The 24,598-nt window shown below is 30.8% G+C and carries 28 protein-coding genes, 1 tRNA gene and 2 riboswitches; of the genes, 19 read left to right on the plus strand and 10 right to left on the minus strand.

Going from position 1 to position 24,598, the window contains the following annotated elements:
* The first annotated feature begins 83 nt into the window (after positions 1-83).
* The 3 genes from HMPREF2629_RS04475 to menC all read left to right on the plus strand — a co-directional run bounded on the left by HMPREF2629_RS04475 (position 84) and on the right by menC (position 2,776).
* Positions 84-174 (plus strand) — tRNA-Ser (locus HMPREF2629_RS04475).
* Positions 175-373: 199 nt separating this feature from the next.
* Positions 374-1,768 carry an o-succinylbenzoate--CoA ligase gene (menE, locus tag HMPREF2629_RS04480; protein WP_017176378.1) on the plus strand — a complete coding sequence of 465 codons (1,395 nt, stop codon included), beginning with the start codon at positions 374-376 and terminating at the stop codon, positions 1,766-1,768.
* Positions 1,769-2,776: an o-succinylbenzoate synthase gene (gene menC / locus HMPREF2629_RS04485; protein ID WP_017176377.1), complete on the plus strand. Its 1,008-nt coding sequence runs from the start codon at positions 1,769-1,771 to the stop codon at positions 2,774-2,776. It begins immediately after the preceding gene.
* Here the strand turns inward: menC and yidD are convergent.
* The gene (gene yidD / locus HMPREF2629_RS04490) at positions 2,767-3,012 is read right to left on the minus strand and encodes a membrane protein insertion efficiency factor YidD (RefSeq protein ID WP_017176376.1); all 246 of its coding nucleotides are present in this window, start codon (positions 3,010-3,012) and stop codon (positions 2,767-2,769) included. The two genes, menC and yidD, sit on opposite strands and share 10 nt — an antisense overlap.
* Before the next feature lie 67 nt (positions 3,013-3,079).
* Here yidD and ytkD point away from each other — a divergent pair, with 67 nt between their 5' ends.
* Entirely contained in the window at positions 3,080-3,553 is a 474-nt protein-coding gene (gene ytkD, locus HMPREF2629_RS04495; protein WP_017176375.1) for an RNA deprotection pyrophosphohydrolase, read from the plus strand.
* Entirely contained in the window at positions 3,534-4,313 is a 780-nt protein-coding gene (locus tag HMPREF2629_RS04500; RefSeq protein ID WP_017176374.1) for an alpha/beta hydrolase family protein, read from the plus strand. The genes ytkD and HMPREF2629_RS04500 overlap by 20 nt, the downstream gene beginning before the upstream one ends.
* Before the next feature lie 41 nt (positions 4,314-4,354).
* On the opposite strand, the gene pckA is transcribed toward HMPREF2629_RS04500, so the two are convergent.
* On the minus strand, positions 4,355-5,947 hold the full coding sequence (gene pckA, locus HMPREF2629_RS04505) for a phosphoenolpyruvate carboxykinase (ATP) (RefSeq protein ID WP_048761772.1): 1,593 nt from the start codon (positions 5,945-5,947) through the stop codon (positions 4,355-4,357).
* A gap of 157 nt (positions 5,948-6,104) precedes the next feature.
* A riboswitch (SAM riboswitch) is annotated at positions 6,105-6,217 on the plus strand.
* Between the two features lie 114 nt (positions 6,218-6,331).
* Between pckA and metK the strand changes: the two genes are divergently transcribed.
* The 3 genes from metK (at position 6,332) to HMPREF2629_RS04520 (ending at position 9,489) form a co-directional block, all read left to right on the plus strand.
* Complete coding sequence (gene metK / locus HMPREF2629_RS04510) at positions 6,332-7,528, plus strand: methionine adenosyltransferase (protein WP_070813181.1); 1,197 nt, start codon at positions 6,332-6,334, stop codon at positions 7,526-7,528.
* A gap of 98 nt (positions 7,529-7,626) precedes the next feature.
* Positions 7,627-8,538 (plus strand): NERD domain-containing protein, encoded by a 912-nt coding sequence (locus HMPREF2629_RS04515; protein WP_017176371.1) that lies wholly within the window; start codon positions 7,627-7,629, stop codon positions 8,536-8,538.
* A 114-nt stretch (positions 8,539-8,652) separates the two neighbouring features.
* The gene (locus tag HMPREF2629_RS04520; protein WP_017176370.1) at positions 8,653-9,489 is read left to right on the plus strand and encodes an aldo/keto reductase; all 837 of its coding nucleotides are present in this window, start codon (positions 8,653-8,655) and stop codon (positions 9,487-9,489) included.
* Between the two features lie 57 nt (positions 9,490-9,546).
* Here HMPREF2629_RS04520 and HMPREF2629_RS04525 read toward each other — a convergent pair whose 3' ends face one another.
* From HMPREF2629_RS04525 to HMPREF2629_RS04535, 3 genes are read right to left on the minus strand one after another with little or no spacing between them, the layout of a single operon-like run.
* Positions 9,547-9,900: a fluoride efflux transporter FluC gene (locus tag HMPREF2629_RS04525; RefSeq protein ID WP_017176369.1), complete on the minus strand. Its 354-nt coding sequence runs from the start codon at positions 9,898-9,900 to the stop codon at positions 9,547-9,549.
* Positions 9,897-10,262: a fluoride efflux transporter CrcB gene (gene crcB, locus HMPREF2629_RS04530; RefSeq protein ID WP_049382126.1), complete on the minus strand. Its 366-nt coding sequence runs from the start codon at positions 10,260-10,262 to the stop codon at positions 9,897-9,899. Before crcB ends, HMPREF2629_RS04525 begins: the two co-directional genes overlap by 4 nt.
* A gap of 39 nt (positions 10,263-10,301) precedes the next feature.
* Entirely contained in the window at positions 10,302-10,610 is a 309-nt protein-coding gene (locus HMPREF2629_RS04535) for a hypothetical protein (protein WP_070813182.1), read from the minus strand.
* 246 nt (positions 10,611-10,856) lie between these two features.
* On the opposite strand from HMPREF2629_RS04535, the gene HMPREF2629_RS04540 reads away from it, so the two are divergent.
* The gene (locus HMPREF2629_RS04540) at positions 10,857-11,570 is read left to right on the plus strand and encodes a transaldolase (protein WP_017176366.1); all 714 of its coding nucleotides are present in this window, start codon (positions 10,857-10,859) and stop codon (positions 11,568-11,570) included.
* A 197-nt stretch (positions 11,571-11,767) separates the two neighbouring features.
* The gene (locus tag HMPREF2629_RS04545; RefSeq protein WP_019835280.1) at positions 11,768-12,232 is read left to right on the plus strand and encodes a membrane protein; all 465 of its coding nucleotides are present in this window, start codon (positions 11,768-11,770) and stop codon (positions 12,230-12,232) included.
* On the opposite strand, the gene HMPREF2629_RS04550 is transcribed toward HMPREF2629_RS04545, so the two are convergent.
* Together HMPREF2629_RS04550 and HMPREF2629_RS04555 are read right to left on the minus strand one after the other, a co-directional pair.
* Positions 12,207-12,653, minus strand: a complete 447-nt coding sequence (locus HMPREF2629_RS04550) for a competence protein ComK (RefSeq protein WP_017176364.1) — start codon at positions 12,651-12,653, stop codon at positions 12,207-12,209. The two genes, HMPREF2629_RS04545 and HMPREF2629_RS04550, sit on opposite strands and share 26 nt — an antisense overlap.
* The gene (locus HMPREF2629_RS04555; protein WP_037541109.1) at positions 12,640-13,086 is read right to left on the minus strand and encodes a sigma-70 RNA polymerase sigma factor region 4 domain-containing protein; all 447 of its coding nucleotides are present in this window, start codon (positions 13,084-13,086) and stop codon (positions 12,640-12,642) included. Before HMPREF2629_RS04555 ends, HMPREF2629_RS04550 begins: the two co-directional genes overlap by 14 nt.
* A 247-nt stretch (positions 13,087-13,333) precedes the next feature.
* Between HMPREF2629_RS04555 and HMPREF2629_RS04560 the strand changes: the two genes are divergently transcribed.
* The 7 genes from HMPREF2629_RS04560 to ribE (HMPREF2629_RS04590) all read left to right on the plus strand — a co-directional run bounded on the left by HMPREF2629_RS04560 (position 13,334) and on the right by ribE (HMPREF2629_RS04590) (position 20,193).
* Positions 13,334-13,558, plus strand: a complete 225-nt coding sequence (locus HMPREF2629_RS04560) for a hypothetical protein (protein ID WP_002449634.1) — start codon at positions 13,334-13,336, stop codon at positions 13,556-13,558.
* A gap of 246 nt (positions 13,559-13,804) precedes the next feature.
* The gene (locus tag HMPREF2629_RS04565; protein WP_037541107.1) at positions 13,805-14,653 is read left to right on the plus strand and encodes a peptidoglycan release complex glucosaminidase SagB; all 849 of its coding nucleotides are present in this window, start codon (positions 13,805-13,807) and stop codon (positions 14,651-14,653) included.
* A gap of 295 nt (positions 14,654-14,948) precedes the next feature.
* Positions 14,949-16,436, plus strand: a complete 1,488-nt coding sequence (locus HMPREF2629_RS04570; protein ID WP_049382125.1) for an FAD/NAD(P)-binding protein — start codon at positions 14,949-14,951, stop codon at positions 16,434-16,436.
* Between the two features lie 150 nt (positions 16,437-16,586).
* Positions 16,587-16,722, plus strand: a riboswitch (FMN riboswitch).
* Positions 16,723-16,843: 121 nt separating this feature from the next.
* Positions 16,844-17,887, plus strand: a complete 1,044-nt coding sequence (gene ribD / locus HMPREF2629_RS04575; protein WP_070468252.1) for a bifunctional diaminohydroxyphosphoribosylaminopyrimidine deaminase/5-amino-6-(5-phosphoribosylamino)uracil reductase RibD — start codon at positions 16,844-16,846, stop codon at positions 17,885-17,887.
* A gap of 6 nt (positions 17,888-17,893) precedes the next feature.
* Positions 17,894-18,526, plus strand: coding sequence for a riboflavin synthase (gene ribE / locus HMPREF2629_RS04580; protein WP_017176359.1), 633 nt, complete (start codon positions 17,894-17,896; stop codon positions 18,524-18,526).
* Between the two features lie 11 nt (positions 18,527-18,537).
* Positions 18,538-19,722: a 3,4-dihydroxy-2-butanone-4-phosphate synthase gene (ribB, locus tag HMPREF2629_RS04585; protein ID WP_049379361.1), complete on the plus strand. Its 1,185-nt coding sequence runs from the start codon at positions 18,538-18,540 to the stop codon at positions 19,720-19,722.
* 12 nt (positions 19,723-19,734) lie between these two features.
* Positions 19,735-20,193 (plus strand): 6,7-dimethyl-8-ribityllumazine synthase, encoded by a 459-nt coding sequence (gene ribE, locus HMPREF2629_RS04590; protein ID WP_048761778.1) that lies wholly within the window; start codon positions 19,735-19,737, stop codon positions 20,191-20,193.
* 51 nt (positions 20,194-20,244) lie between these two features.
* Here the strand turns inward: ribE (HMPREF2629_RS04590) and HMPREF2629_RS04595 are convergent, their stop codons facing one another.
* On the minus strand, positions 20,245-21,246 hold the full coding sequence (locus HMPREF2629_RS04595) for a proline dehydrogenase family protein (RefSeq protein ID WP_048761780.1): 1,002 nt from the start codon (positions 21,244-21,246) through the stop codon (positions 20,245-20,247).
* Between the two features lie 208 nt (positions 21,247-21,454).
* Between HMPREF2629_RS04595 and HMPREF2629_RS04600 the strand changes: the two genes are divergently transcribed.
* Complete coding sequence (locus HMPREF2629_RS04600) at positions 21,455-22,282, plus strand: alpha/beta fold hydrolase (RefSeq protein ID WP_017176356.1); 828 nt, start codon at positions 21,455-21,457, stop codon at positions 22,280-22,282.
* A 296-nt stretch (positions 22,283-22,578) separates the two neighbouring features.
* Positions 22,579-22,980: a transcriptional regulator, SarA/Rot family gene (locus tag HMPREF2629_RS04605; RefSeq protein WP_002449620.1), complete on the plus strand. Its 402-nt coding sequence runs from the start codon at positions 22,579-22,581 to the stop codon at positions 22,978-22,980.
* Positions 22,981-23,040: 60 nt separating this feature from the next.
* On the opposite strand, the gene HMPREF2629_RS04610 is transcribed toward HMPREF2629_RS04605, so the two are convergent.
* Together HMPREF2629_RS04610 and HMPREF2629_RS04615 are read right to left on the minus strand one after the other, a co-directional pair.
* Complete coding sequence (locus tag HMPREF2629_RS04610; protein WP_017176355.1) at positions 23,041-23,601, minus strand: tRNA 5-(aminomethyl)-2-thiouridylate-methyltransferase MnmM; 561 nt, start codon at positions 23,599-23,601, stop codon at positions 23,041-23,043.
* Positions 23,598-24,557 carry a tRNA modification radical SAM protein MnmL/YtqA gene (locus tag HMPREF2629_RS04615; protein ID WP_017176354.1) on the minus strand — a complete coding sequence of 320 codons (960 nt, stop codon included), beginning with the start codon at positions 24,555-24,557 and terminating at the stop codon, positions 23,598-23,600. The genes HMPREF2629_RS04610 and HMPREF2629_RS04615 overlap by 4 nt, the downstream gene beginning before the upstream one ends.
* Positions 24,558-24,598 lie beyond the last annotated feature (41 nt).

Raw genomic sequence — 24,598 nt, forward strand, 5'->3', positions numbered from 1 at the left:
GCGGTAACACGGGTTCGAGTCCCGTAGGAGTCATATAAACAGAAGTGAAACATCGCTTCTGTTTTTTTATTTAATTGAATAGAGGAGAGTTGTCCGAGTCTGGCTGAAGGAGCACGCCTGGAAAGTGTGTAGGCGCTTTATCGCGTCTCAAGGGTTCGAATCCCTTACTCTCCGTACAGTAGCTCAGAATGGTTGTTTTCCATTCTGAGTTTTTTATAGATATGATATATCAAGTATTCAACTATATTTATCTTAAAATGGATAATATCTTTTTAAAAATAAAACAATCACAAAATAAATTCAAACATGAGTCCTGTTAAGTAATTTAAAAATCGTTATAATATAGAGTGTATAACTATTGGAGGAATGAATTTTGGAATTTTGGTTAAAAGAGCAAAGTATAAAAAACAAAAACAAAATCGCGGTTATAGATGGTCAGTATACATTAACATATAATCAATTATATTCTACAGCGTATCAGCTTTCAAAAAAATTATTATCTTTAAATGAAAGTAGGGTAGGACTATATATTGGAAACGACATTGATTCTGTTATTTTAGTGCACGCATGTTGGTTAGCGCAAATTGAAATTGCAATGATCAATACACGATTAACAACAACTGAAATGACTAATCAAATGAACTCAGTGAATGTTCAACTTATTTTAACTACAAAAGAGTTCGATTTATCTTCACATCAAGTTCTCTCATTTAATCAACTCAATGATTATCCTGATACGCCTAATCATAAACAATTTGATATTCATCGTATTGCATCTATTATGTTTACATCAGGGACGACAGGACCCCAAAAAGCAGTACCTCAAACATTTAAAAATCACTATGCAAGTGCATTAGGTTGTAAAGAAAGTCTAGGATTTGATCAACAAACGACATGGTTATCGGTTCTTCCAATTTATCATATTTCAGGACTTAGCGTGATTTTACGTGCTGTGATTGAAGGATTTACTGTACGTTTATTAAATAAATATAATACTGAAGATATGTTGACTATTATTAAAAACGAATATCCTACACATGTGTCACTTGTGCCACAAACGTTAAAGTGGCTAATGGATGCTGGTTTAAATAAACCATACTCAATTGAAAAAATATTACTTGGGGGTGCTAAATTATCATCCACGCTCATACAACAGGCATTGAGTTATCAATTACCTATTTATAATTCTTTTGGAATGACAGAAACATGTTCGCAGTTCCTAACCGCTTCGCCAGATATGTTAGCTAAACGATATGATACAGTAGGTAAACCAAGTGATAATGTTGAAGTATGTATTAAACAACCTAATGAAGAGGGACATGGTGAATTACTTATCAAAGGCGACAGTGTAATGAACGGATATTTGTATCCTAAAGATTTGGATAACACATTTGAAGATGGTTTCTTTAAAACAGGAGATATTGCAGAAATAGACAGTGATGGTTTTGTAATGGTTTATGATCGACGTAAAGACCTTATTATTAGTGGTGGAGAAAATATCTATCCTTATGAAATTGAAACAGTAGCTAAAACATTCAATGGAATTATAGATGCAGTATGTGTACCTAAAGAAGATGAGACTTGGGGTCAGATTCCAGCGCTTTACTATGTCGCAAGTGAAACAATTGAGGTTAATGATCTTATAAATTTTTTACAAGAACATTTAGCAAAATATAAAGTTCCTAAGATATATCAACACGTCAATGCATTACCTTATACTTCTACTGGAAAATTACAACGTAATAAAGTTGGAACTGAGGATCATTAAATGAAAATCATTGATATACAATTTTATTACTATACCGCGCCGTTTCATTCTCCGATTACGACGCCTAAAGTCGAAATGACACATCGTAAAGCACTCATAGTACGATTTATTTCTGATGAAGGGAAAAATTATTTTGGTGAATGTAATGCATTTGAAACGGATTGGTATGATACTGAAACAATTGAGACAGTAAAAATACGAATACAACAATGGTCAAAAAAGATTTTAAATCAATCATTCAATACATTTAGTGACTGGTTACCTTATCTTGATGTATTAGATAGTTATCCAGCTACTAGATGTACTGTTGTGATGGCGGTTTATCAGATGTTTTATTCACAACCGTGCTTTAACGTTGAATATGGGGCAACAGTAAGTGGTTTATCTTCTTCACAATTACAAACACTTAAAGACACAAAGCCAGCACGTATTAAATTAAAATGGAGTTCTCATCTCATTAACGATATAAAAAAGCTACGCAATGAACTTCCATTTGAATTTAGTCTTGCACTCGATGCAAATGAATCACTGGATATGTCACAATTTCAATTATTAAAAGAGATTGATCAACACAATCTTCTATACGTTGAAGAACCATTTAAAGATTTAAATGATTTAAGCTATATAGATGTTACGCATTATCCTGCTATTGCTATTGATGAAAAAGCAACGGACGTACAATCAATTTTGAAAATTATTCATCAATATCCTATAACTGCGGTTGTGGTTAAACCATTTAGACTGGGAGGAATAGATAGAGCGCTAGAACTCATTCACTTATTAAAAGAGAAAGATATTAAAGTGATCGTTGGTGGGATGTATGAATATGGACTTAGTCGATATTTTACTGCTTTATTAGCAAAAGAAGGGTCTTATCCAGGAGATATTACTCCAGATGGATATTATTTTGAAACAGACTTTACACAAGGCATAGGCAAATTAAAAGAAGGATTGATATATTTCAATCCCCCTAAAGTTAATATAAATGCATTATCTGTTTATGAATGATGATGTGTATGTTTGTCTTTTTTTAAAGGTACGGGATCAAATCCACCTTCATGAAATGGATGGCATTTTAAAATACGTTTTACTCCCATATAGCCACCTTTAAATGCTCCATATACTTCTATAGCTTCTTTAGTATATTCAGAACAAGTAGGATAGAATCGACATGTTGGTGGTGTCATAGGGGAGATGAAATGCTGATAAATACGAATGATGCTTAGAAATAATTTTTTAAGCATAAATAAACCTCCTATAGACATTTGATTATTAAATAATTCTACCATATTTAAGAGGGGGATGAGTGATATGGAGTTTATCGATCAAGATGATAGACGAGTCACGATGCAATATAAAACTGATAACGATATACCGAATGGAAACCACGTTTTAGCTATTCCGATATTTCAAAATCAATTATTATTCACTAAACACTCTAAAAGAGGTATCGAGTTCCCTGGAGGTAAAGTTGAAATTAATGAAACTAGTCAACAAGCGATTGCTAGAGAACTTTATGAAGAAACAGGTGGAAAGGTAGAAGCCTTATATTATATCGCGCAATATCAAGTTCATACCTTTGATAAGTCACTTTTTAAAAAAGATGTGTACGTGATTAAAGTGAAATCAATTGAACATAAACATGATTATTTGGAAACAGAGGGTCCTATATTATTTCATCTAGTTAATGAGATTCCTGAGCACCAAAAAAGTTATTTAATTAAAGATGAAGCAATTTTAAAATGTTTAGAAAGGGTGAAAGATCTTGGGTATTACAAATATTAGAACAATGCCTGTTGAATCCAACACTCATCGATTTGAGGAAATAACTTATACAGTAGACGAATTAAATGTAAAAGCGTTACAGATGATCCCAGCGTATCATAATGTTAAACGAATTGTAGTGTATTTACGTGGTGGAAAAGGACAAGTTGGTAGAGTAAGAGCTTCAAGACTCATGCAATTTTCTGATCCGTATACATTAGTTATAGGTCCCTATTATAGAGGAAGTAATGGTAGTGAAGGAAAAGATGAATTTTGTAATGCTGATTTACATGATGTAACAGTACTTATTCGACTATTAAAAAATAAGTATCCCCAAGCTTTCGTCCATATGATTGGATTTTCAAGAGGTGGAATTCAAGGTTTATTATCATTTCAGGATGATCCAGTTGATAGTTATATTATTTGGGGTGGCGTTTCAGATGTTCATTTAATGTATGAAGAACGTGTGGATTTAAGGGGAATGCTAAGACGTATGGTAGGTCATCCGAAAAAAGATAAAAAGGCATATGAACAAAGAAATGCGATACGTACGTTGAATCAAAACAGTCCACCTATTTTAATTGTACATGGTGGTAAAGATTGGCAAGTGGGTATACATCAAGCGTATTTTCTTCAAGAACAACTAGAACGTAAAGGGGTCAAACATGATACATTTTATCAACTTGACGAAGGCCATGTCCCAAGACCGAAAGCATTGAAAGAAGTTTTAGATTATATACATCAATGGATGAATAATATAGAACAAGACTTACAAAGATGACTATAACAGTCATCATGTAAGTCTTTTGTTTAGATATATTATTAATGACTAAATCCACCATCTTTAGCAATATCTTTTACTTCATCTCCAAATGTTTTGAAGTTTTCTTCAAAACGTTTTTTTAAGTCATTAGCTTGATGACGATAAGCCTCAGGATCATTCCAAGCATGGATTGGATTTAAAATAGTCTTAGGCACATCTTCCATTTCAGTTGGTATACTTAAACCAAATATTTCATCTTTAGTAAATGTAGCTTGTTTTAGCTTGCCAGAAATAGCTTGATCTACCATATAACGTGTATAATGTAAGCTGATACGACGTCCAACACCATATTTTCCACCAGTCCATCCTGTATTTACTAGATATACATCAACATCATGGTCATCAATTAACTTACCAAGTAAATTCGCATATTTAGTAGGATGCAAAGGTAAAAATGGAGCGCCAAAGCATGTTGAAAATGATGGTTCAGGTTCTGTCACGCCACGTTCTGTGCCAGCTAATTTTGACGTAAAACCACTTAAGAAATGATACATTGCCTGAGATTTAGATAATTTAGAAATAGGTGGAAGTACACCAAATGCATCTGCAGTTAAGAAGATAATTGTATTAGGGTGTGCAGCTTTAGAAGGTAATACGATATTATCGATATGATGAATTGGATAAGCAGCACGTGTGTTTTCTGTGTTCGTATTATCATCAAAATCAACATGGCCACGTTCATTAACAATTGTATTTTCAAGAATAGTACCATATTGAATGGCATTATAAATTTGAGGTTCTTTTTCTTTAGATAAGTGGATAGCTTTTGCATAGCAACCACCTTCAATGTTAAAAATACCATTTTTATTCCAGCCATGTTCATCATCGCCAATTAATTTGCGAGTTGGCGTCGCTGATAATGTTGTTTTTCCTGTACCAGATAATCCAAAGAATAGAGCAACATCACCTTTTTCTCCAACATTGGCAGAACAATGCATACTCATAATATCTTGCATAGGTAATAAGTAGTTCATCACTGAAAAGATACCTTTTTTCATTTCTCCAGCGTATTCAGTACCACCAATTAAAATCACTTTATGTTTAAATGAAACAATAATAAATGTTTCAGAATGAGTACCGTCAACATCTGGATTGGCTTTAAAATGAGGGGCAGAAACGATAGTGAAATTTGGCTTAATATGACTTGCTTCCTCAATAGATTCAGGTCGGATAAACATGTTTTGTGCAAATAAATTATGCCATGCAAGCTCATTGATAATTTTTAATTTTAATTGTGAGTCTTTATCACTTCCGGCATAACCATTAAAAACGTATAATTCATCTTTTTGATCTAAATAATCTAATACTTTGTTGTATAATTTTAAAAACACGTCTTCATCTATAGGTTGATTAATGTCTCCCCAATCAATATTGTCTCGATATGAAGGTTCGTTAACGATAAATTTATCTTTTGGTGAACGACCAGTATATTTACCTGTACTCATATTAATTGCGCCAAGTTCAGTAAGTTCACCTTCATTATTATTTAAAATCTTGTAATAAAGCTGAGTAGTAGAAAGTTGAAATAAAGTCGTTTCCTTCTCTAATAAGTGTTTGATTTTAGGTGTTTCACTGTATGTATCTATTGACATACAACATCCCTCCAAATATCTATTCATTTATATGTGTAAGCCCTTACATTAAAAAGTATAACATAATAATTTAATTATTCCATTGTAAATAAAAGAACATTTAAAAATCAAAATTGACAATTTTAAAGTATTTATGTAGTATAGGTCTTAACGGATTCTCTTATCCTGAGTGGTGGAGGGACATGGACCCAATGAAACCCAGCAACCTCTTTTTTTAAAAGAAAGGTGCCAAACCGTTTGCAGACGCAATATTTGTCTGAACGATAAGAGCGAATGGACGTTTAAGAGCCTTCTCTCTATCTAGATAGTTGAGAAGGCTCTTTTATTTTAAGCTCATTGTCAAAAGAGAATTTTCGTAAATATAGTTAAAAAAAGGAGCAAATCATGACTTATAATAAACGTTTATTTACATCAGAGTCAGTGACAGAAGGGCATCCAGATAAAATCGCCGATCAAGTATCTGATGCGATTTTAGATGAAATTTTAAAAGATGATCCTAATGCACGTGTCGCTTGTGAAACAACAGTAACAACAGGTATGGCTTTAATTTCTGGTGAAATTTCAACGTCTACATATGTAGATATTCCTAAAGTAGTACGAGAAACAATCAAAAATATTGGTTATACAAGAGCTAAATATGGTTACGATTATCAAACAATGGCTGTTTTAACAGCTATTGATGAACAATCACCTGATATTGCCCAAGGTGTAGATAAAGCACTTGAGTATCGCAATGATATATCTGAAGAAGAAATTGAAGCAACAGGTGCCGGAGACCAAGGATTAATGTTTGGTTATGCAACAAATGAAACCGAAACATATATGCCGCTTCCAATCTTTTTATCACATCAACTAGCGAAACGCTTATCAGATGTGCGTAAAGACGGTACCTTAGGTTATTTACGTCCAGATGGTAAAGTTCAAGTAACAGTAGAATACGATGAAAATGATAAACCTAAACGTATTGACACGATTGTGGTATCTTCTCAACATGCTGAAGACATTGAATTAGAACAAATCCAAAAAGATATTAAAGAGCATGTCATTTATCCGACTGTGCCTGAAGGTTTAATTGATGATGAAACTAAATTCTTTATTAATCCAACTGGTCGATTTGTTATTGGGGGTCCTCAAGGAGATGCTGGTTTAACTGGAAGAAAAATTATTGTAGATACATATGGTGGTTATGCTCGTCATGGAGGTGGCTGTTTCAGTGGTAAAGATCCTACAAAAGTAGATCGCTCTGCGGCATATGCAGCGAGATATGTTGCAAAAAATATTGTAGCAGCTGGATTAGCTGAGCAATGTGAAGTGCAATTAGCTTATGCAATTGGTGTAGCAGAACCTGTATCTATTGCTATTGATACATTTAAAACAGGTAAAGTTTCTGAAGGACAATTAGTTGAAGCGGTAAGAAAACATTTTGATTTAAGACCAGCAGGTATCATTAAAATGCTTGACTTAAAACATCCTATTTACAAACAAACAGCTGCATACGGACATTTTGGTCGTACTGATGTATTGTTACCATGGGAAAAATTAGATAAAGTGAATGTCCTAAAAGAAGCCGTTCAAAAATAACATAGGATATATAGCAGTTAATTAGGTTAAACCTCGAAATTATCGTCTATTTCTATTATAATAGATAGATATTGACAGTTTAAAAGGAGCGTTATCTAATGAATTCATTTGGACCGGTTGAGATTGGTTTAATTGCAGCGATAATCATAGCGATTATATGTTTTATTCTATTTTTAGTTGCTTTGAAAAGTAAAAATAATATGAAACACAAAGCGAATGAAGAGTACAATCTCAAGGAGCAACAACTCAAATCTTCACATGAGGAAGCACTTGAAAAAGAACGTATTGAAAATAAAAAACAAGTAACGAAACAAAAAGAAGAATTTGAAGTTACAGTTAATGGAAAAGAACGTGAAATTGATGCTTTGAAATTATTTTCTAAAAATAAAAGTGAATACGTGACTGATATGAGACTCATTGGTATTAGAGACCGTTTAGTTAAAGAAAAACGTATTAGACGTGAAGATATGCATATAATGGCTAATATTTTTTTACCAAGTAATGAGTTTAATAATATTCAACGTATTAGCCATCTTGTGCTTACTAGAACTGGTTTATATATCATTGATTCACAATTATTAAAAGGTCATGTTTATAATGGAATTAGTGGCGCACAATTTCAAGAATTACCAATGCTGAAGCAAGTATTTGATACACTTGATTTAAATACACAAGCGCCTCAAACGTTAGTTCTTGATCAACATGAAGATAATCATTCGAAACTATCATTTATTAATTATTCTGATCAACTTTCTGCAATTGAGAAGTTGGCTACAGATTTACAAACAGAATTAGGACTTAAATATACGCCAACATCAATTTTATATTTTAATCCTAAACATGATAAAGACGTAACGATTTCAAACTATGCACAAAGTTCAAGTGTTAAGGTTTTAGTTGGTCCTGAACAACTTGACGAATTCTTTAACAAATTTGTATTCCATGGACGTATTCAATATAATGTCGATGAATTACAAAATATTATGGATAAAATTGAATCATTTAACTAAGAGAGGCTACCATCAAAATTTTAAATTTTGATGGTACTTTTTTATTATAAGCGATGTTCATAAATATACTTTTAGGGTATATACAGAATAGTTATTTTTAAAGGAGGAAGTAAGATGGACTATATTGAATTCTATAATGGAAATCAAATGCCAATGTTAGGACTTGGAACATTTCGAGTAGAAAATGACGATACTTGTAAAGAAGCAGTTAAACATGCTATTGAATCTGGGTATCGTAGCATAGATACTGCTAAAGTATATGGAAATGAAGAACAAGTAGGCCAAGGTATCAAAGAAGGATTAGAATCAACAGGTTTAAATAGAGAAGATATTTTCGTAACATCAAAATTATTTTTCGAAGATTTCGGACGTAAAAATGTGGCTCAAGCCTACGAAACTAGTATCCAAAAACTTGGGTTAGATTATTTAGATTTATACTTAGTACATTGGCCAGGGACAAATGAAGCCATAATGATTGATACATGGAAAGGTATGGAAGATTTATATAAAGATAATAAAGTTAAAAACATTGGAGTTAGTAATTTTAATCCAGATCATTTTGAAGCATTATTAGCACAAGTGTCAATTAAACCAGTCATTAACCAAGTAGAATTTCATCCATACTTTACTCAAGAAAAACTTAGAAAATATTTAGAAGCTCAAAATATTTATATGGAATCTTGGTCACCATTTATGAATGCTCAAATTTTAAACGATGAAACGTTAAATGAAATTGGTAAAGAAGTTAATAAATCAGCAGCACAAGTTATTATTAAATGGAATATGCAACATAACGTCGTCGTTATTCCCAAATCAGTTACATCAAGCAGAATTGAAGAAAATATAGATGTATTTGATTTTGAATTATCAGCAGAGCAAATGAAACGAATTGATGATTTAAATAAAGATCAACGTATAGGACCTGATCCAGATACATTTGAAGGTCAATAAATTTAATTAAAAAAGAGTGAACTTGTAGGTTAATTTACTACACAGTTCACTCTTTTGTTATATTATAAAACCAATCCAACAAGCAATAAATCCTATAACAAATTGCAATAGAGAATACATCATAAATTTAAAAAGTTTAAAAGACGGTGTTAGACATTGCGCAAGCTCATAAGACATGGTTGAAAATGTCGTTAAACCTCCTAAAAATCCAGTAATAAAAAACATATGTATCCAGTTTAAGTGAATAGAGAGGCCAGTTGTTAAACCAATGAGAAAACTTCCAATCCAGTTGACGATTAAAGTAGCAATAGGTATTGAAGTAGACCATTTGGATTTAGTGACATCAGTTAGCCATGCTCTAACGACAGCGCCTAAACCACCGCCAATCATAATTAAAAGAGCTTGTATCAAGATGTAAGACCTCCTAATGTCATACCTATCCAGCACAAGATAACACCAAAGCAATAACTTATAAATGCATAAACCAAAGCTAAGATAATATGATGGTTGTAAAGTAATGTGACTAACTCAAATTGAAATGTTGAAAATGTTGTTAAAGCGCCTAAAAAACCAGTTGTAATACCTTTTTTAATTTTAGGGTGATCTTTAAATAATTTAATCATTACTACAGATAGATAACCCATAAGAAAAGCACCTGACAGGTTAGCTATCAATGTGCCAATTGGAAAGGTGTTACTTTGATTCATAAAGGAAAACAAAAATCTTAATAAAGCGCCCAACATACCACCTATAAACACGGTTATATATTGCATAACATACTCACCTTTATATATCATTTTATGCGTATTTGATTATGAAAAAATGCCAAACGTTGTAATAGAAGCAAAAATATGGAACAAAATTACTATCAATATGAGATAAGGTAATATGTTAGAAGCGGTCTTAATCCAATCTTTATTTTTATAATTTAAATGTTTAATTGCTTTATCAGAAAATATAATTGAAGCCATAAGGATGACAACATTTACAATACTACATGCAATTAATAAATTTTTTATTGATTTAAATTGAATGCTTAATAAAGGATTAAATGTATTAAAATAAAAGCTAATAATTAAAAGAATAACTGATATATAAAAATATTTTTTTGATTTAGACATAATATACCTCCGATTTATACCATTAAATAATATTACCATATTTAATTTCATTTTTAATAGTACCTTTATCATATGCTTTTAATTTTCAGAAAATTAAAAGCAAAACATTCGCATACACAAAAAAAGCATGATATAAATAACATAACGAAATAGTAAAACATCCTGTACATAAAAAAATAATCATACATATGGTGTCTTTTCATAAAGCAAGCTATATTCGTAATATAAATGAGAAGGGAAGATTTTATGACTCAATTAAATGTAGACGTATTTGCTGATGGTGCAGATATCGAACAAATGAAAGCTGCATACAAAAATAAAGAAGTAGATGGTTTTACAACAAATCCTAGCTTAATGGCAAAAGCAGGTGTAACAGATTATAAAGCTTTTGCAGAAGAAGCAGTACGTGAAATTCCTGATGCTTCTATATCATTTGAAGTATTCTCAGATGATTTAGACACAATGGAGAAAGAAGCAGAAATTTTAAAGCAATATGGAGACAATGTGTTTGTTAAAATTCCAATTGTGAACTCAAAAGGTGAGTCTACAATCGAATTAATTAAAAAGTTATCAGCTGATCATGTTCGTTTAAATGTAACTGCTGTTTATACAATTGAACAAGTTAAAGCTATTACAGAAGCAGTGACTGAAGGTGTACCTACATATATCTCTGTCTTTGCGGGACGTATTGCTGATACGGGTGTAGATCCACTTCCTTTAATGAAAGAATCTGTAAAAGTCGCACATAGTAAAAATGGTGTTAAATTATTATGGGCAAGTTGCCGTGAAGTGTTCAATGTTATCCAAGCTAATGAAATTGGCGCCGATATTATCACTTGTCCAGCAGATGTTGTCAAGAAAGTTAACAATAATCTTGGACGCGATATTAATGAATTGCCAGTGGATACAGTTCAAGGATTTGCAAAAGATATTAAAAGTTCTGGATTATCAATATTATAAAATCACTATATCTAATTATGATCAACCGAGTCTAAGACTACAAACATGTCTTAGACTCGGTTTTAGTGTTATATGAATATCAAAGAGAAGGAGTAATAAAGTATCTTGAGTTGTATCTTTCTTTTTTATTGAGTTTGTTTTAAAATCGGTGTTCAGTTAAAATTTATAAATATAATTAAATAGAAAGGAATTAAGTTATGGAAGAAACTGCTTTTAGAGAAAAAGTAAGAAAACAATTGTGGTTTTTAAATAGAAAAGAAAAGCAATTATTAGAACATACTTTTGAACAAAATAATGCTTCATTTAATAATGCAGAACAGAAATTTATGAAACCTACTCGTTTTGCTAATCAATTTTTACAGGTTTATATTTTTCGAAATAAACATTTTTCAAATGGATATTTTTTCTTATTAATTATATTATTTGTTCTCACATACATTCTATTGCTAGGATGGTTTTTAGCTGGATTTATCGCAAGTTTAGCAGTAGTCAATCAGTTTATAAATCCTAAAGCAGAATTAAGTCTAATCTATCTTGTATTAATCTTAGTTTTTGCCATTATTAGTTTGATTGTCAGTTTGTATCTCATAAGATTTGTGACTGCTTTGTTTACTAAAAGATTACTTGAATATAAATTTAATGAAAAGAAGTCGTCTTATTAATTAAATAGGCTAATAGAATACTTTCTTGCCATTTTTTATAAACTAAAATGTAAGGCTCATCCACTACGCATTGAGCTGAATTATCAAAGGTAATAATGGTTTTATTTTGAGAAGACGTTAATCCAATAATACGTTGAGCATTAAAATATATTTGTATGGGTGCGCGTTGATGTTTGATTGGAAATAAAATGACGTCTTTAGAAATGTAAATAGGAACTAGTTTATTGATAGATAATAAGCGTTTAGCTAATTTAAGTTGTTGTGTATATGATTTATTAAATTGTTCTAGATAGTATATGACAATCTTTTTAATATGAAAGGGTAGAATCATATCATATGTTTTAAAACAACATTTAGTCTGAATTGTGGAACCTTCTAAAGTTTGAATGTATAACAAATCGAAAGTATTATGAGGTAACATGCCAATCACCTTCTAAATAATATTGCTGAAGTTTGATACGGGCAGAAGATTTATATTTTTTAATTGTAGTGTCTGAGACATTCATCTTTTTAGCGATTTCATATTGTTTGTATCCACGAAGATAATATATCAGCCATTGATATTCATTTGAATTTAAAATATATTTGAAATCATTAAAAAAAGATTCATCTTTCAATGTATAAGTTAAAGAATGATTTAACGCTGCAATATCTAAGCAGTCAATCTTCAATTGCTCCTTTCTAAAAAGATCAATAAGATAAAACTTTAATCGCTGATAAATAAAAGAGGATAAAGATACAGAGGAAGATGGGTTATAAATTTTGGAGATTTCCCACAATTTTATTAATAATAATTGATAAAATTCATCATAATTATAAGTGATACGGTATTGTCTTAACAAATGATGAATCATTTTATGATATTTTATGTGTAATGAACTAAAATCTAAAATAGTTATTCTTTCTCCTTAGTTATGTACATAAACAATATTTCCGGATGTATAAATTCTACATGAGGTATCGTGAATTTTCATTTGCTTAATTTAATAAATAGGTGTTAAATAGTAAACATAGAATCGTTGGATTGGATGATATATGGCTTTAACAAGTTTGTAAGATTAATATTCGACATTTGTACAATAAAATATAGGAGGTATGAAGTTGGATTACGCACATTTAAATCTTGAGCACTTTTTTGCAAGACATGATGATTTAGACGTCATTAGAGATCGTTCTGAATTTGTAATGATAAATAATTTTACAAATGAAATGATGTATCGTGATGGTGATATTGAAGGGACAATTGATTTAAATCAATATTATTATAAGAATAGATCGCAAGCTGTCAGTTTTATTATGATGGATTATAAAAGAAATAACGAATAATTAAATATGTTAACCTTACTACAAATAACTATATTTATTTAATAGATAAAAATCATTGAGTAATGAAATGTTGAGTATTTCATTACTTTTTATTTTTTATTAAATTTCAATTTTGTTACTTTTATTTTATGAATATGTAACATTATAATTATAAAATTGTTTATGAGAATTAAAAATGTTAGAATTTATTATCATAGATGACTTTTCTATAAATGAAATTACAACATTAACCTAAGAGGTGTGAATATGACAAAGCACAGAAAAGGTTCTATTATAGGCCTAATAGGGTTACTTATTATTTTAGTAGCAGCTGGCTTCATTTTTTTCTCAATGATTTCTGATCAGATATTTTTCAAAAAAGTAAATGAAGTAGAGAAAGTTCAACATGTGAACGTCACGCTTGATAAAGCTGCTGCAAAACAAATAGATAACTATACAAGTCAACAAGTATCGAATAAAAACAATAATGCATGGAGAGATGCATCAGCAAGTGAAATTAAAGGTGCAATGGATAGTAGTAAATTTATCGATGATGATAAACAAAAATATCAATTTTTAGATTTATCTAAATATCAAGGGATTGATAAAAATCGTATCAAACGTATGTTGTTCGATCGACCTACATTATTGAAACATACTGATGCTTTTGTAAATGCTGCAAAAGAAAAACATGTTAATGAAGTCTATTTAATTTCTCATGCATTATTAGAAACAGGTTCAGTAAAAAGTGAACTTGCGAATGGTGTAAATATTGATGGTAAAAAATATTATAATTTTTATGGCGTTGGAGCTTTAGATGAAGATCCAATCAAAACAGGTGCTGAATATGCGAAAAAACATGGTTGGGATACACCAGAGAAAGCAATTAAAGGTGGCGCAGACTTTATTCATAAACACTTCCTATCTCACGATGATCAAAATACATTATATAGCATGAGATGGAATCCTATGAATCCTGGTGAACATCAATATGCGACTGATATTAAATGGGCTGAAAGTAATGCGGAAATTATTGCTGATTTCTATAAAGAAATGAAAACAGAAGGTAAATACTTCAAGCTATATGTTTATAAAGATGATCAAAAACATCAATAATCAAAATAAAAACCAACATTATCTTTAATTAGATGATGTTGGTTTTTTTATTTATTCAGCTTTGTTTTTTCTTGAAGCCCAAGTAAATCCAATGATAAAAACAATTAATGTTTTTAATAAAAATTTCATTGTTTAGTCACCTCAATATCTAAATTTTAACATAGTTACACATGATTATTTATGTTTTGAAATGGATCATCGTGTTAATAGTGAAACATTTTGAAGTCGAGAATCGTATTGGTATAATATGATAATATTCAACATAATACAAATATATAAAAGGATGATGTTAAATATGCGAGTAGCAATTATAGGCATGGGTACAGCAGGTGTAAGTGTACTTAGACAACTCGTTAAACATAAAGACTTTAAGCAATTAAAAGTCGATGTCTACGATAATGAATTTAATATGGGACAGGGTGTTCCTTTTCAAAATGATAGTAGTCAATTATTAATTAACTTACCCACTAAAAAGATGAGTTTAAATTTAGATGATGATGAAGAGTTTTGGAAATGGTATCAAACACAATCTGATTTTACGTTTAAAAATCCAAAGTATTTACCAAGATTTGTTTTTGGCCATTATATGAAATCATACTTATCAAATTATGAGACATTATATGATAACCTTACAGTCATTAAACAACCAGTACAAGAAGTCTTCATTAATTCAAATATAGATGAAACCACATTGAAATATTATGTCTGTACGTCTAAAGATATGAAGCATTGTCAAGTATATGATTACATATTTTTAACTATAGGTACTTTATCATATCACGATCCTTATCATTTAAAAGGTATAAAAGGTTATATTCAAACTCCTTACCCTACATATAATACTTTAGATGATGTACAAGAATCTGATGATATTGCTATTATTGGAACAGGATTAGCTAGTTTAGATGTAGTGCGTTATGTAGCGTTTCATCATCCTAAACTACCTATCACAATGACGAGTCGTTCTGCTCAATTGCCTAGCGTAAGAGGAAACATGAAAAAAATTGAGTTTCAATGTTTAACAAAATCTAAATTTAATGATATTAAAGATAAGTACTTTGGAAATGTGCCATTAGAGAAAGCATTCGATTTATTTAAAGAAGAGTGTGATTTAAATGGTATTGATTTACAGAAATTGGTTCACCGCCGAACAGGAGATACGATTAAAGATTTAAATTATGATTTAGAACATCCAGATGAGATAGGTATATTCCAAACATTAATAGAGAATGTCAAAGAAAATTTAAATTGGATTTGGAATAGTTTTAGTCGTCAAGATCAAATTGAATTCGATAAACGTTTCACTAAAATTATTCAACTTAACTCAAACCCTATGCCTCCAAGAACTGCAAAACTCATCAAGCAATTAATAAAAGATGGTTCATTAGTGATTAGAAAGGATTTAGAAAATGTGGTACATAAAAATGGATTATTTAATTTAAAATTTAAAAATGATGAACAATGGTATCCACATCATATTATTATTAATGCAACAGGTTCTAAAACACATTTAAAAGATTTAGATGAAGATGATCAATTTATCTTAAATCTTCAAAATCGACAAATTGTTCAAGCCCATCCTATGGGTGGAATACAAATTATCCCAGAAACAAATCAGGTGATTAGTCCAAGATATGGTACTTTAAATAATATGATTGCTATTGGACAAATCACTAATGGAGTAAATAAATTGCGGAATGGAGTAAAAATGATTGTTAATCAAGCGGTAAGTGCAGTGGATTATTTATATGAAATTCGAAAAGAATTTGATCATACAGTATAATGCTTTACACAATAATGAATAAATATCTCTTTAAGAGTTAAATTTAAAAATCAAATTGAAATTCTTTATTTGTAATTTTCCAAAAATAAATGTAAGATGATATATGTAGTACTAAACTACGATGACTCAAATTTAATCACAATTTCATACGTATTCTTTCGGGGCAGGGTGTAATTCCCAACCGGCAGTAATTAAGCCTGCGACCCACTTAATCTTAATTTATTAAGTGGCTGATCTAGTGAGACTCTAGAGCCGACAGTAAAAGTCTGGATGGGAGAAAGAATCAATCACATCATTACTGAATGATGTATAAGCATGCACAATATAAAAATTGTAGTACGCTTATTTAAGTATATACATGCCCTATGCCTGTGAAACAGGTATGGGGTTTTTTTAGAGGTGATAAATTGAGTGAATTTATGAAATATGCAATTCAATTAGCACAAATGGTGAAGGGACAAACTGGAGTTAATCCTCCTGTTGGCTCAGTTGTTGTGAATGATGGGCGTATTGTGGGACTAGGTGCACATTTAAAGCAAGGAGAGAAACATGCGGAAGTTCAGGCTTTAGATATGGCACAAGATAAGGCAAAAGGCGGCACCATTTATATTTCTCTTGAACCCTGTACACATTATGGGTCAACACCACCTTGTGTGAATAAAATTATTGAACATGGGCTTAGTAAAGTGATTTATGCTGTAAAAGATACGACGTTATCTTCTGAGGGAGATATCATTCTTGAAAAGGCAGGTATTGAAGTTGAATATCAATATTCAGAAGAAGCTTTTGCTTTGTATGAAGATTTCTTCAAAGCAAAACAACATAAAATCCCTGAAATTACAGTAAAAGTCTCGACTTCGTTAGATGGGAAACAAGCGACTGATAGTGGACAAAGTCAATGGATTACGAATAAAGCTGTAAAACAAGATGTATATCGTTTAAGACATACTCATGATGCCGTATTAACTGGTAATGGAACGCTTGAAGCGGATAATCCACAATATACAACACGTATTCAAGATGGTAAACATCCAATAAGAATCATACTATCTAAGCGAGGTCAAATTGATTATTCAAAACAGATATTTCACGATCAATTAAGTGAAATTTGGATTTATACTGAAAATCATGAACTAAAAAGTCCAAGTCATCATATAAAAATAATATATTTAGAAACATGTAATTTAAAATCTATTTTATCTGATATATATCAAAGAGGTGTTGGCAGATTATTAGTAGAAGCTGGGCCTCATATAACTTCAGAATTTCTCCAATCTAATTATTTAGACCATCTTATTATTTATTATGCCCCGAAAATAATAGGCGGTATTGGAAAAAATCAATTTTATCAAACTGATAATGTCATTGATTTAGCTAATGCGCCACAATTTGAAGTGATTTCTACCGAGTCTATTCAACAAAATATTAAAATGACATTGCGAAAGAAGTGAAGATAAATGTTTACAGGTATCGTTGAAGAAATAGGTACTGTAAAGCGTATTCGCACTCAACAATCCGTAAGGACATTAGATATTTCATGTCAAAAAATTATAGAAGATATGCATATTGGTGATTCTATAAGCGTAAATGGTGCGTGTTTAACAGTCATTGATTTTAAACAAAATCAATTTTCTGTCCAAGTGATTAAAGGTACTGAAAATAAAACCTATTTAGCTAATATTAAAGAAAATGATGAAGTCAATCTTGAACGTGCAATGTCAGGTAGTGGACGTTTCGGAGGACATTTTGTATTAGGTCATGTAGATGCAAAAGGAACAATTATAAATATCAGAGAAACGCCTAATTCACGCATTGTATCTATTAAGGCATCGGACTCGGTCATCAAACAAATGGTTAAGCAAGGTTCTATTACTGTTGATGGCGTAAGTTTAACAATTTTTGACTTGCATCAACATAGTTTTGATATCCATCTTATTCCTGAAACAAGACGTTCAACGATTCTTTCTAATAAAAAAATGGGCGATGAAGTTCATCTTGAAACAGATGTATTATTTAAATATGTTGAAAGTATAGTTGGTAAAAATAAATCTGATTTATCAGTTGATAAATTAAAAGCATATGGTTTTTAGGAGGGGCTTAAATGAAATTCGATAGCATTGAAGAAGCGTTAGAAGCATTAAGAAATGGCGATAGTATTATTGTAGTAGATGATGAAGATCGTGAAAATGAAGGTGACTTAATTGCAGTCACTCAATGGATGAAAGATGATACCATTAATTATATGGCCAAAGAAGCGCGTGGATTAATTTGTGCTCCTATAAGTTCACAGATTGCTGAACGTCTAAATCTTAAAACTATGGTTGATGGTAATACAGATGAATACGGTACAAATTTCACTGTAAGTATCGATCATATCTCTACTACTACAGGAATTAGTGCATTTGATCGTACAGCAACAGCGAAAGCGTTAATTAATCCTGATTCTAAACCAGAAAGTTTCCATAAACCAGGACATTTATTTCCTTTAGTGTCTAAAGAAAAAGGTGTATTAGTTAGACCAGGACATACGGAGGCTGCTGTAGATTTAGCTAAATTAACTGGTGCTGCACCTGCTGGAGTTATATGTGAGATAATGAATGACGATGGTACGATGGCAAAAGGTAATGAATTACAACAATTTAAAGAGCGTCATCAATTAAAAATGATTACAATTGAAAGTTTAATTAATTATCGTCGAAAACAAGAAAACGAAGGTATTGAACTTAAAGCAACTGTAAAAATGCCAACGGATATTGGTGATTTTAAAATGTATGGTTTTCAATCTCAATATACACATGAAGATATTGTTGTACTTGGCAAAGGAGAACCACGTACAACTGAAAATGTAAGACTACATTCTGCTTGTTTAACAGGTGATATTTTCCACAGTCAACGATGTGATTGTGGCGCTCAATTAGAAGCATCAATGAAATATATAAATGATCATGGTGGATTAATTATTTATTTACCACAAGAGGGTAGAGGCATTGGTTTAATGAATAAACTAAAAGCTTATGAATTAATTGAGCAAGGACATGATACGGTTACTGCAAACTTAGCATTAGGTTTTGATGAAGACTTAAGAGATTATCATATAGCTGCTCAAATTCTTAAATATTTTAATGTTCAACAAGTTAATTTATTAAGTAATAATCCTAAGAAATTTGAAGGTTTGGAAGATTATGGTATAAAAGTTGCAGATCGTACAGAAATTATTGTGCCAGAGACAGAACATAATCATCATTATATGGAAACAAAAAAATTGAAAATGGGACATCTTATTTAGGAGGAATTTAGAATGAATTTTGAAGGTAAATTAGTCGGTACAAATTTAAAAGTTGCAATAGTAGTGAGTAGATTTAATGATTTTATTACCAACCGTTTATTAGATGGAGCGAAAGATACATTAGTAAGACATGGTGTAGATGAAGATAACATTGATGTTGCATATGTACCAGGTGCATTTGAAATTCCACTTGTTGCTAAAAAATTAGCGCAAAAAAATGATTATGATGCAGTGATTACTTTAGGCTGTGTCATTAGAGGTGCAACATCTCATTATGACTATGTTTGTAATGAAGTTGCTAAAGGCGTATCAAAAGCAAATGATGTTACAGATACACCAGTTATTTTCGGTGTTTTAACAACTGAAAGTATTGAACAAGCAGTTGAAAGAGCGGGTACGAAAGCAGGTAATAAAGGTGCAGAAGCGGCAGTAAGTGCAATTGAAATGGCAAACTTACTTAAACAGTTTTAATTAATGTAGAGCGTCTCGATAATTTTAAGGATTATCGAGACGCTCTGTATTTCAACGTTTTAGTAATTTCACAATACTAGATACTAATGTAAGTGTTCCTAAAGCTAGTCCACTAACTAAGCCAATTTTTTTTAGTGCTTCTGTTGAAATAAATTCTTGATAGGCAAGAGAAAGATTTTGAGGTCTCTCAGCCAGGCGACGCATGAAATAAGCAAACCAGTCATTGCCATATGGAACATAAACGGTAAAGTGATATCCTTGTCTAGCAATCTCTTCTGCTAATTCATTACGAAAACCATACAACATTTGAAATTCAAAAGTGCTTTTTTCAATATGATGATCTTTGACAAATTGTTTAACATGGTTAATGATTTTATCATCATGTGTTGCAATTGACGTAAAGTTTTTGGCATTAAGTAAACGTTTTTCAATAATATTTATATAATTTTTATCTATATCTTTTTTACTTTGATAAGCAATCGTATCCTTTTCTTTATAAGCGCCTTTGACCAGTCTTAATCGTAATTCTGGGTACTTATCAATTAATTTCTCTGCATCATAAAGGTATCCTTGAATAACTGTACCGACATTTCTAAATTCTCCTTTTAACCTGTCTAAAATCTGTAATGTTTGTGATAAGCTGTTATATTTTTCCATATCAATATTAATATGCATATTATCATAGGTATTAGCCTTTAATAAAATGTCTCTTAAATTTTGATAGGCTAACTCAGTATCAAATTCACCGCCTAATGAACTCACTTTCACCGACATATGTGCACTCACTTGATATTTATTAATAGCTTCCATTATCTCAAGAATTTCATTTTTAGCTTGAGTCGCTGCTGCTTTAGTATTAACAAATTCTCCAAGATTATCTACAGTAACATCAATATGTTTAGCGTTTAAACGTTCAATCGTATCAATGAGTTGTTCTATAGTATTACCCGCAACAACTCTATTAGCCCCCATGGTAGGTCCGATTTTTTTAGCCATTTCATTTAAATATGTAATATTTGATAATGTTATGAAAAAATCTCTGAATAAAGACATATCTATTCCTCCATCCCACTCGTATCTATCTCTATAACAAGTTTAGCATGAATACATCGTTTAAGAAAGCGTTTACATTTAGGAGGTAAAATACGTTTAAATTCATTAGTCATAAATTAAGAGAATCTATATACTGTTTAACAACAATTAAAGGTATAATTTGATATAATACATTTGATAAACATTCAATTAGAGAGGATTCAAAAATATGTGGAAGTGGGAAACAGAACATGACGCTAAAGGCGTAATCATCATAGTACATAATATGTTAGAACATACTGGTAGATATGCGTATGTGATTACGATGTTGAGACGTAATGGTTATCACGTAATTATGGGTGATTTACCTGGACAAGGTCAAACTTCACGAGCTAACAGAGGTCAACTACAACGTTTTGAAATTTACCATGAACAGTTAGTTGAATGGATAAAAATTGCAAACGAATATAAATTACCAACATTTGTTATGGGTGTTGGATTAGGTGGTTTAATTATTCTCAATTTACTTGAAAAGACTGAACTACCTATTGAGGGCATATTACTACTCTCTCCAATGCTTGAATTTAAGAAAAATTATAAAACACGAAAAAATATGTTTATATCTAATATTGGAAAGAGCTCAAAAGGTACACAATTTAAATTAGGAATAGATTATGAAGATTTAACTCGTAATTCAGAAGTGATTAATGAGACAAATCATGACGGATTGATGTTAAAGAAAGTATCTTACAAATGGTTTAACATTATTAATGAAACGATGAAAGACACATCACAACATATTAAAGATATCAAACCGTTACCCACTTTATTAATGTATGGTACCGAAGATAAAATTTTAGAAACATCTTCAATAGATATTTTAAAACAACAATTTCTTGCAGATGAATTTTATTTTAAAGCGTGGAAAGGGTTTTATCATGAGATTCACAATGAACCTGAACGAGATCAAGTCATGAGATATATATTAACTTTCTTGAATAATAGCGTAAATACAATGGGATTTATTGTACAAGAAGAAGATATTGAGGAAGTATAAGATAATCTTTAAAAATCTATAAAGAATAGCTCGTAGAAGACAGATATCTACGAGCCTATTCTATATCAAAATTATGGTTATAATATTATAAATGAGCTAAAATTACAATATAAGTAGAATTATAACTATCAATTACTTTTTATAAATTGTATGAATTTAGTATTAGAATTATAATATAAATATTGATTTAAAAAATATAGTTGATATATTATTAAAAAATACCAAATCGTATAAACTTAATAATAAATTGAATTATAGTTATTATACATAATATGAGAGATCAAGGGGAATGAATTATGAAATTACAAAAAAAAGAAACGGTATCTATGGTATTGAAATTAGAGAAATTATTGAAGGATATAGATTCTATATTTAGAATTATTTATGAGAAGTATCATTTAAATAAAGAAGAAGTACTTATTTTATTAACGTTATGGGAAAAGGGGCCTATGACATTAAAAGAGATGGATCAATACGTTAATATCAAGTCATATAAACGAACAAGAACGTATAATAATTTAGTTCAATCTGATTGGGTTTACAAAGAGCGTCCCATTGACGACGAACGTACGGTTATTATCCATTTTAATGAAGAAAAAAATAAATATAGAAATGAATTATTAGATTTTATTACTACTATTATTAAAAGAAAATATGAATCTTTAGAAAATAGTTTGAATTCATTGATGAGCGTTTAATATAAAAAAACCCGTAAATTAAAACTACGATTTGATGTTTTAATTTATGGGTTTTAAAATTTAACGTTTTTCAATCGCACATATAAAAGGTGCATGATTAACTTGATTGATAAATTGATATTTTAATATGTGTGCTTTACTTTGATCAAAGTTTTCGAGATATTTTAATAATTCATCTCTTTCGATTTGTCCTTCCTCATGTCCATGATAAATCACTAGTACAATAATACCTTCTGTACTTAATAGTTTAAAAATACTTTCAATAGCTTGAATAGTGGTTTCAGGTTTAGTAACAATGGATTTATCACCTTTAGGCAGATATCCCAAATTGAAAATAGCTGCATCCACGTTTCCGATGATATCACTTGGTATATCATTTAAGATATTTTCATGTCCATCATGTATCAATGTAACATGTTTAAAAGGTGCTATTTTTTCTTTTGTATGTTCAATAGCTTCTTTTTGTATATCGAAACCAAACACTTTGCCATTTGGAACCTGTTTAGCTAAAAATAGGGTATCATGGCCGTTACCACAGGTAGCATCAATAACAATACTATCTTCTTGAATATGTTGCTTAATAAGTGTTTTAGCAAAAGGAAGAATGCGTTCTAATTTCATGAATTCACCTTAGTATTAGATGTGTAAAACTTACCTTGATAAGATTCACGACGTGCTAATTCATCATCTATTTCATTGAGAACTTCCCACTTGTTAACACTCCACATTGGTCCTACCATTAAATCAATCGGTCCATCTCCAGTAATACGATGAATAATCATGTCTGGCGGAAGGATTTCAAGTTGATCACACACTAAGTTTGTATAATCTTCTTGCGTCATAAATTCAAGCATACCTTTTTCGTATTGTTTAACCATTGGTGTACCTTTAAGTAAATGTAATAAATGGATTTTAATACCTTGAACATCCATTTGTGCCACTTCTCGTGCTGTTTCCATCATCATATGATAATCTTCACCTGGTAAGCCATTAATGATGTGTGTACATACGTTAATATTATGTTTACGCAATTTAGCTACACCTTCGTAATACGTTTGCATATCGTGAGCACGATTAATTAAATCAGAGGTCTTTTGATGAACTGTTTGAAGACCAAGTTCCACCCATAAATAAGTACGTTGATTTAGTTCAGCTAAGTATTCAACCACATCATCTGGCAGACAATCTGGACGTGTAGCGATAGATAAACCAATAACTCCTTCTTCTTTTAACACAGGTTCATATTTTTCTTTTAAAACTTCTACAGGTGCATGGGTATTAGTAAATGCTTGGAAGTAAGCAATATATTTACCTTCACTCCATTTTTCATGCATTCGTTCTTTAATTTGTTGGAATTGTACTTCAATTGGATCGGCTCTATTTCCTGCAAAGTCACCACTACCAGCTGCTGAACAAAACGTACAACCGCCATGTGCGACAGTACCATCTCTATTTGGACAGTCAAATCCGCCATCTAGAGCAACTTTAAAAATTTTCTGTCCGAATTTATTTTTTAAATGGTAATTCCATGTATGATATCGTTTATTTTCAAAGGCATACGGGAAATACTTACCCATAACACATTATCCTTTCTATCTAACTTAGTTCTAAGTAAAGA

This window comes from Staphylococcus sp. HMSC034C12 (assembly GCF_001835895.1).
Taxonomy (GTDB): Bacteria; Bacillota; Bacilli; order Staphylococcales; family Staphylococcaceae; genus Staphylococcus; species Staphylococcus hominis.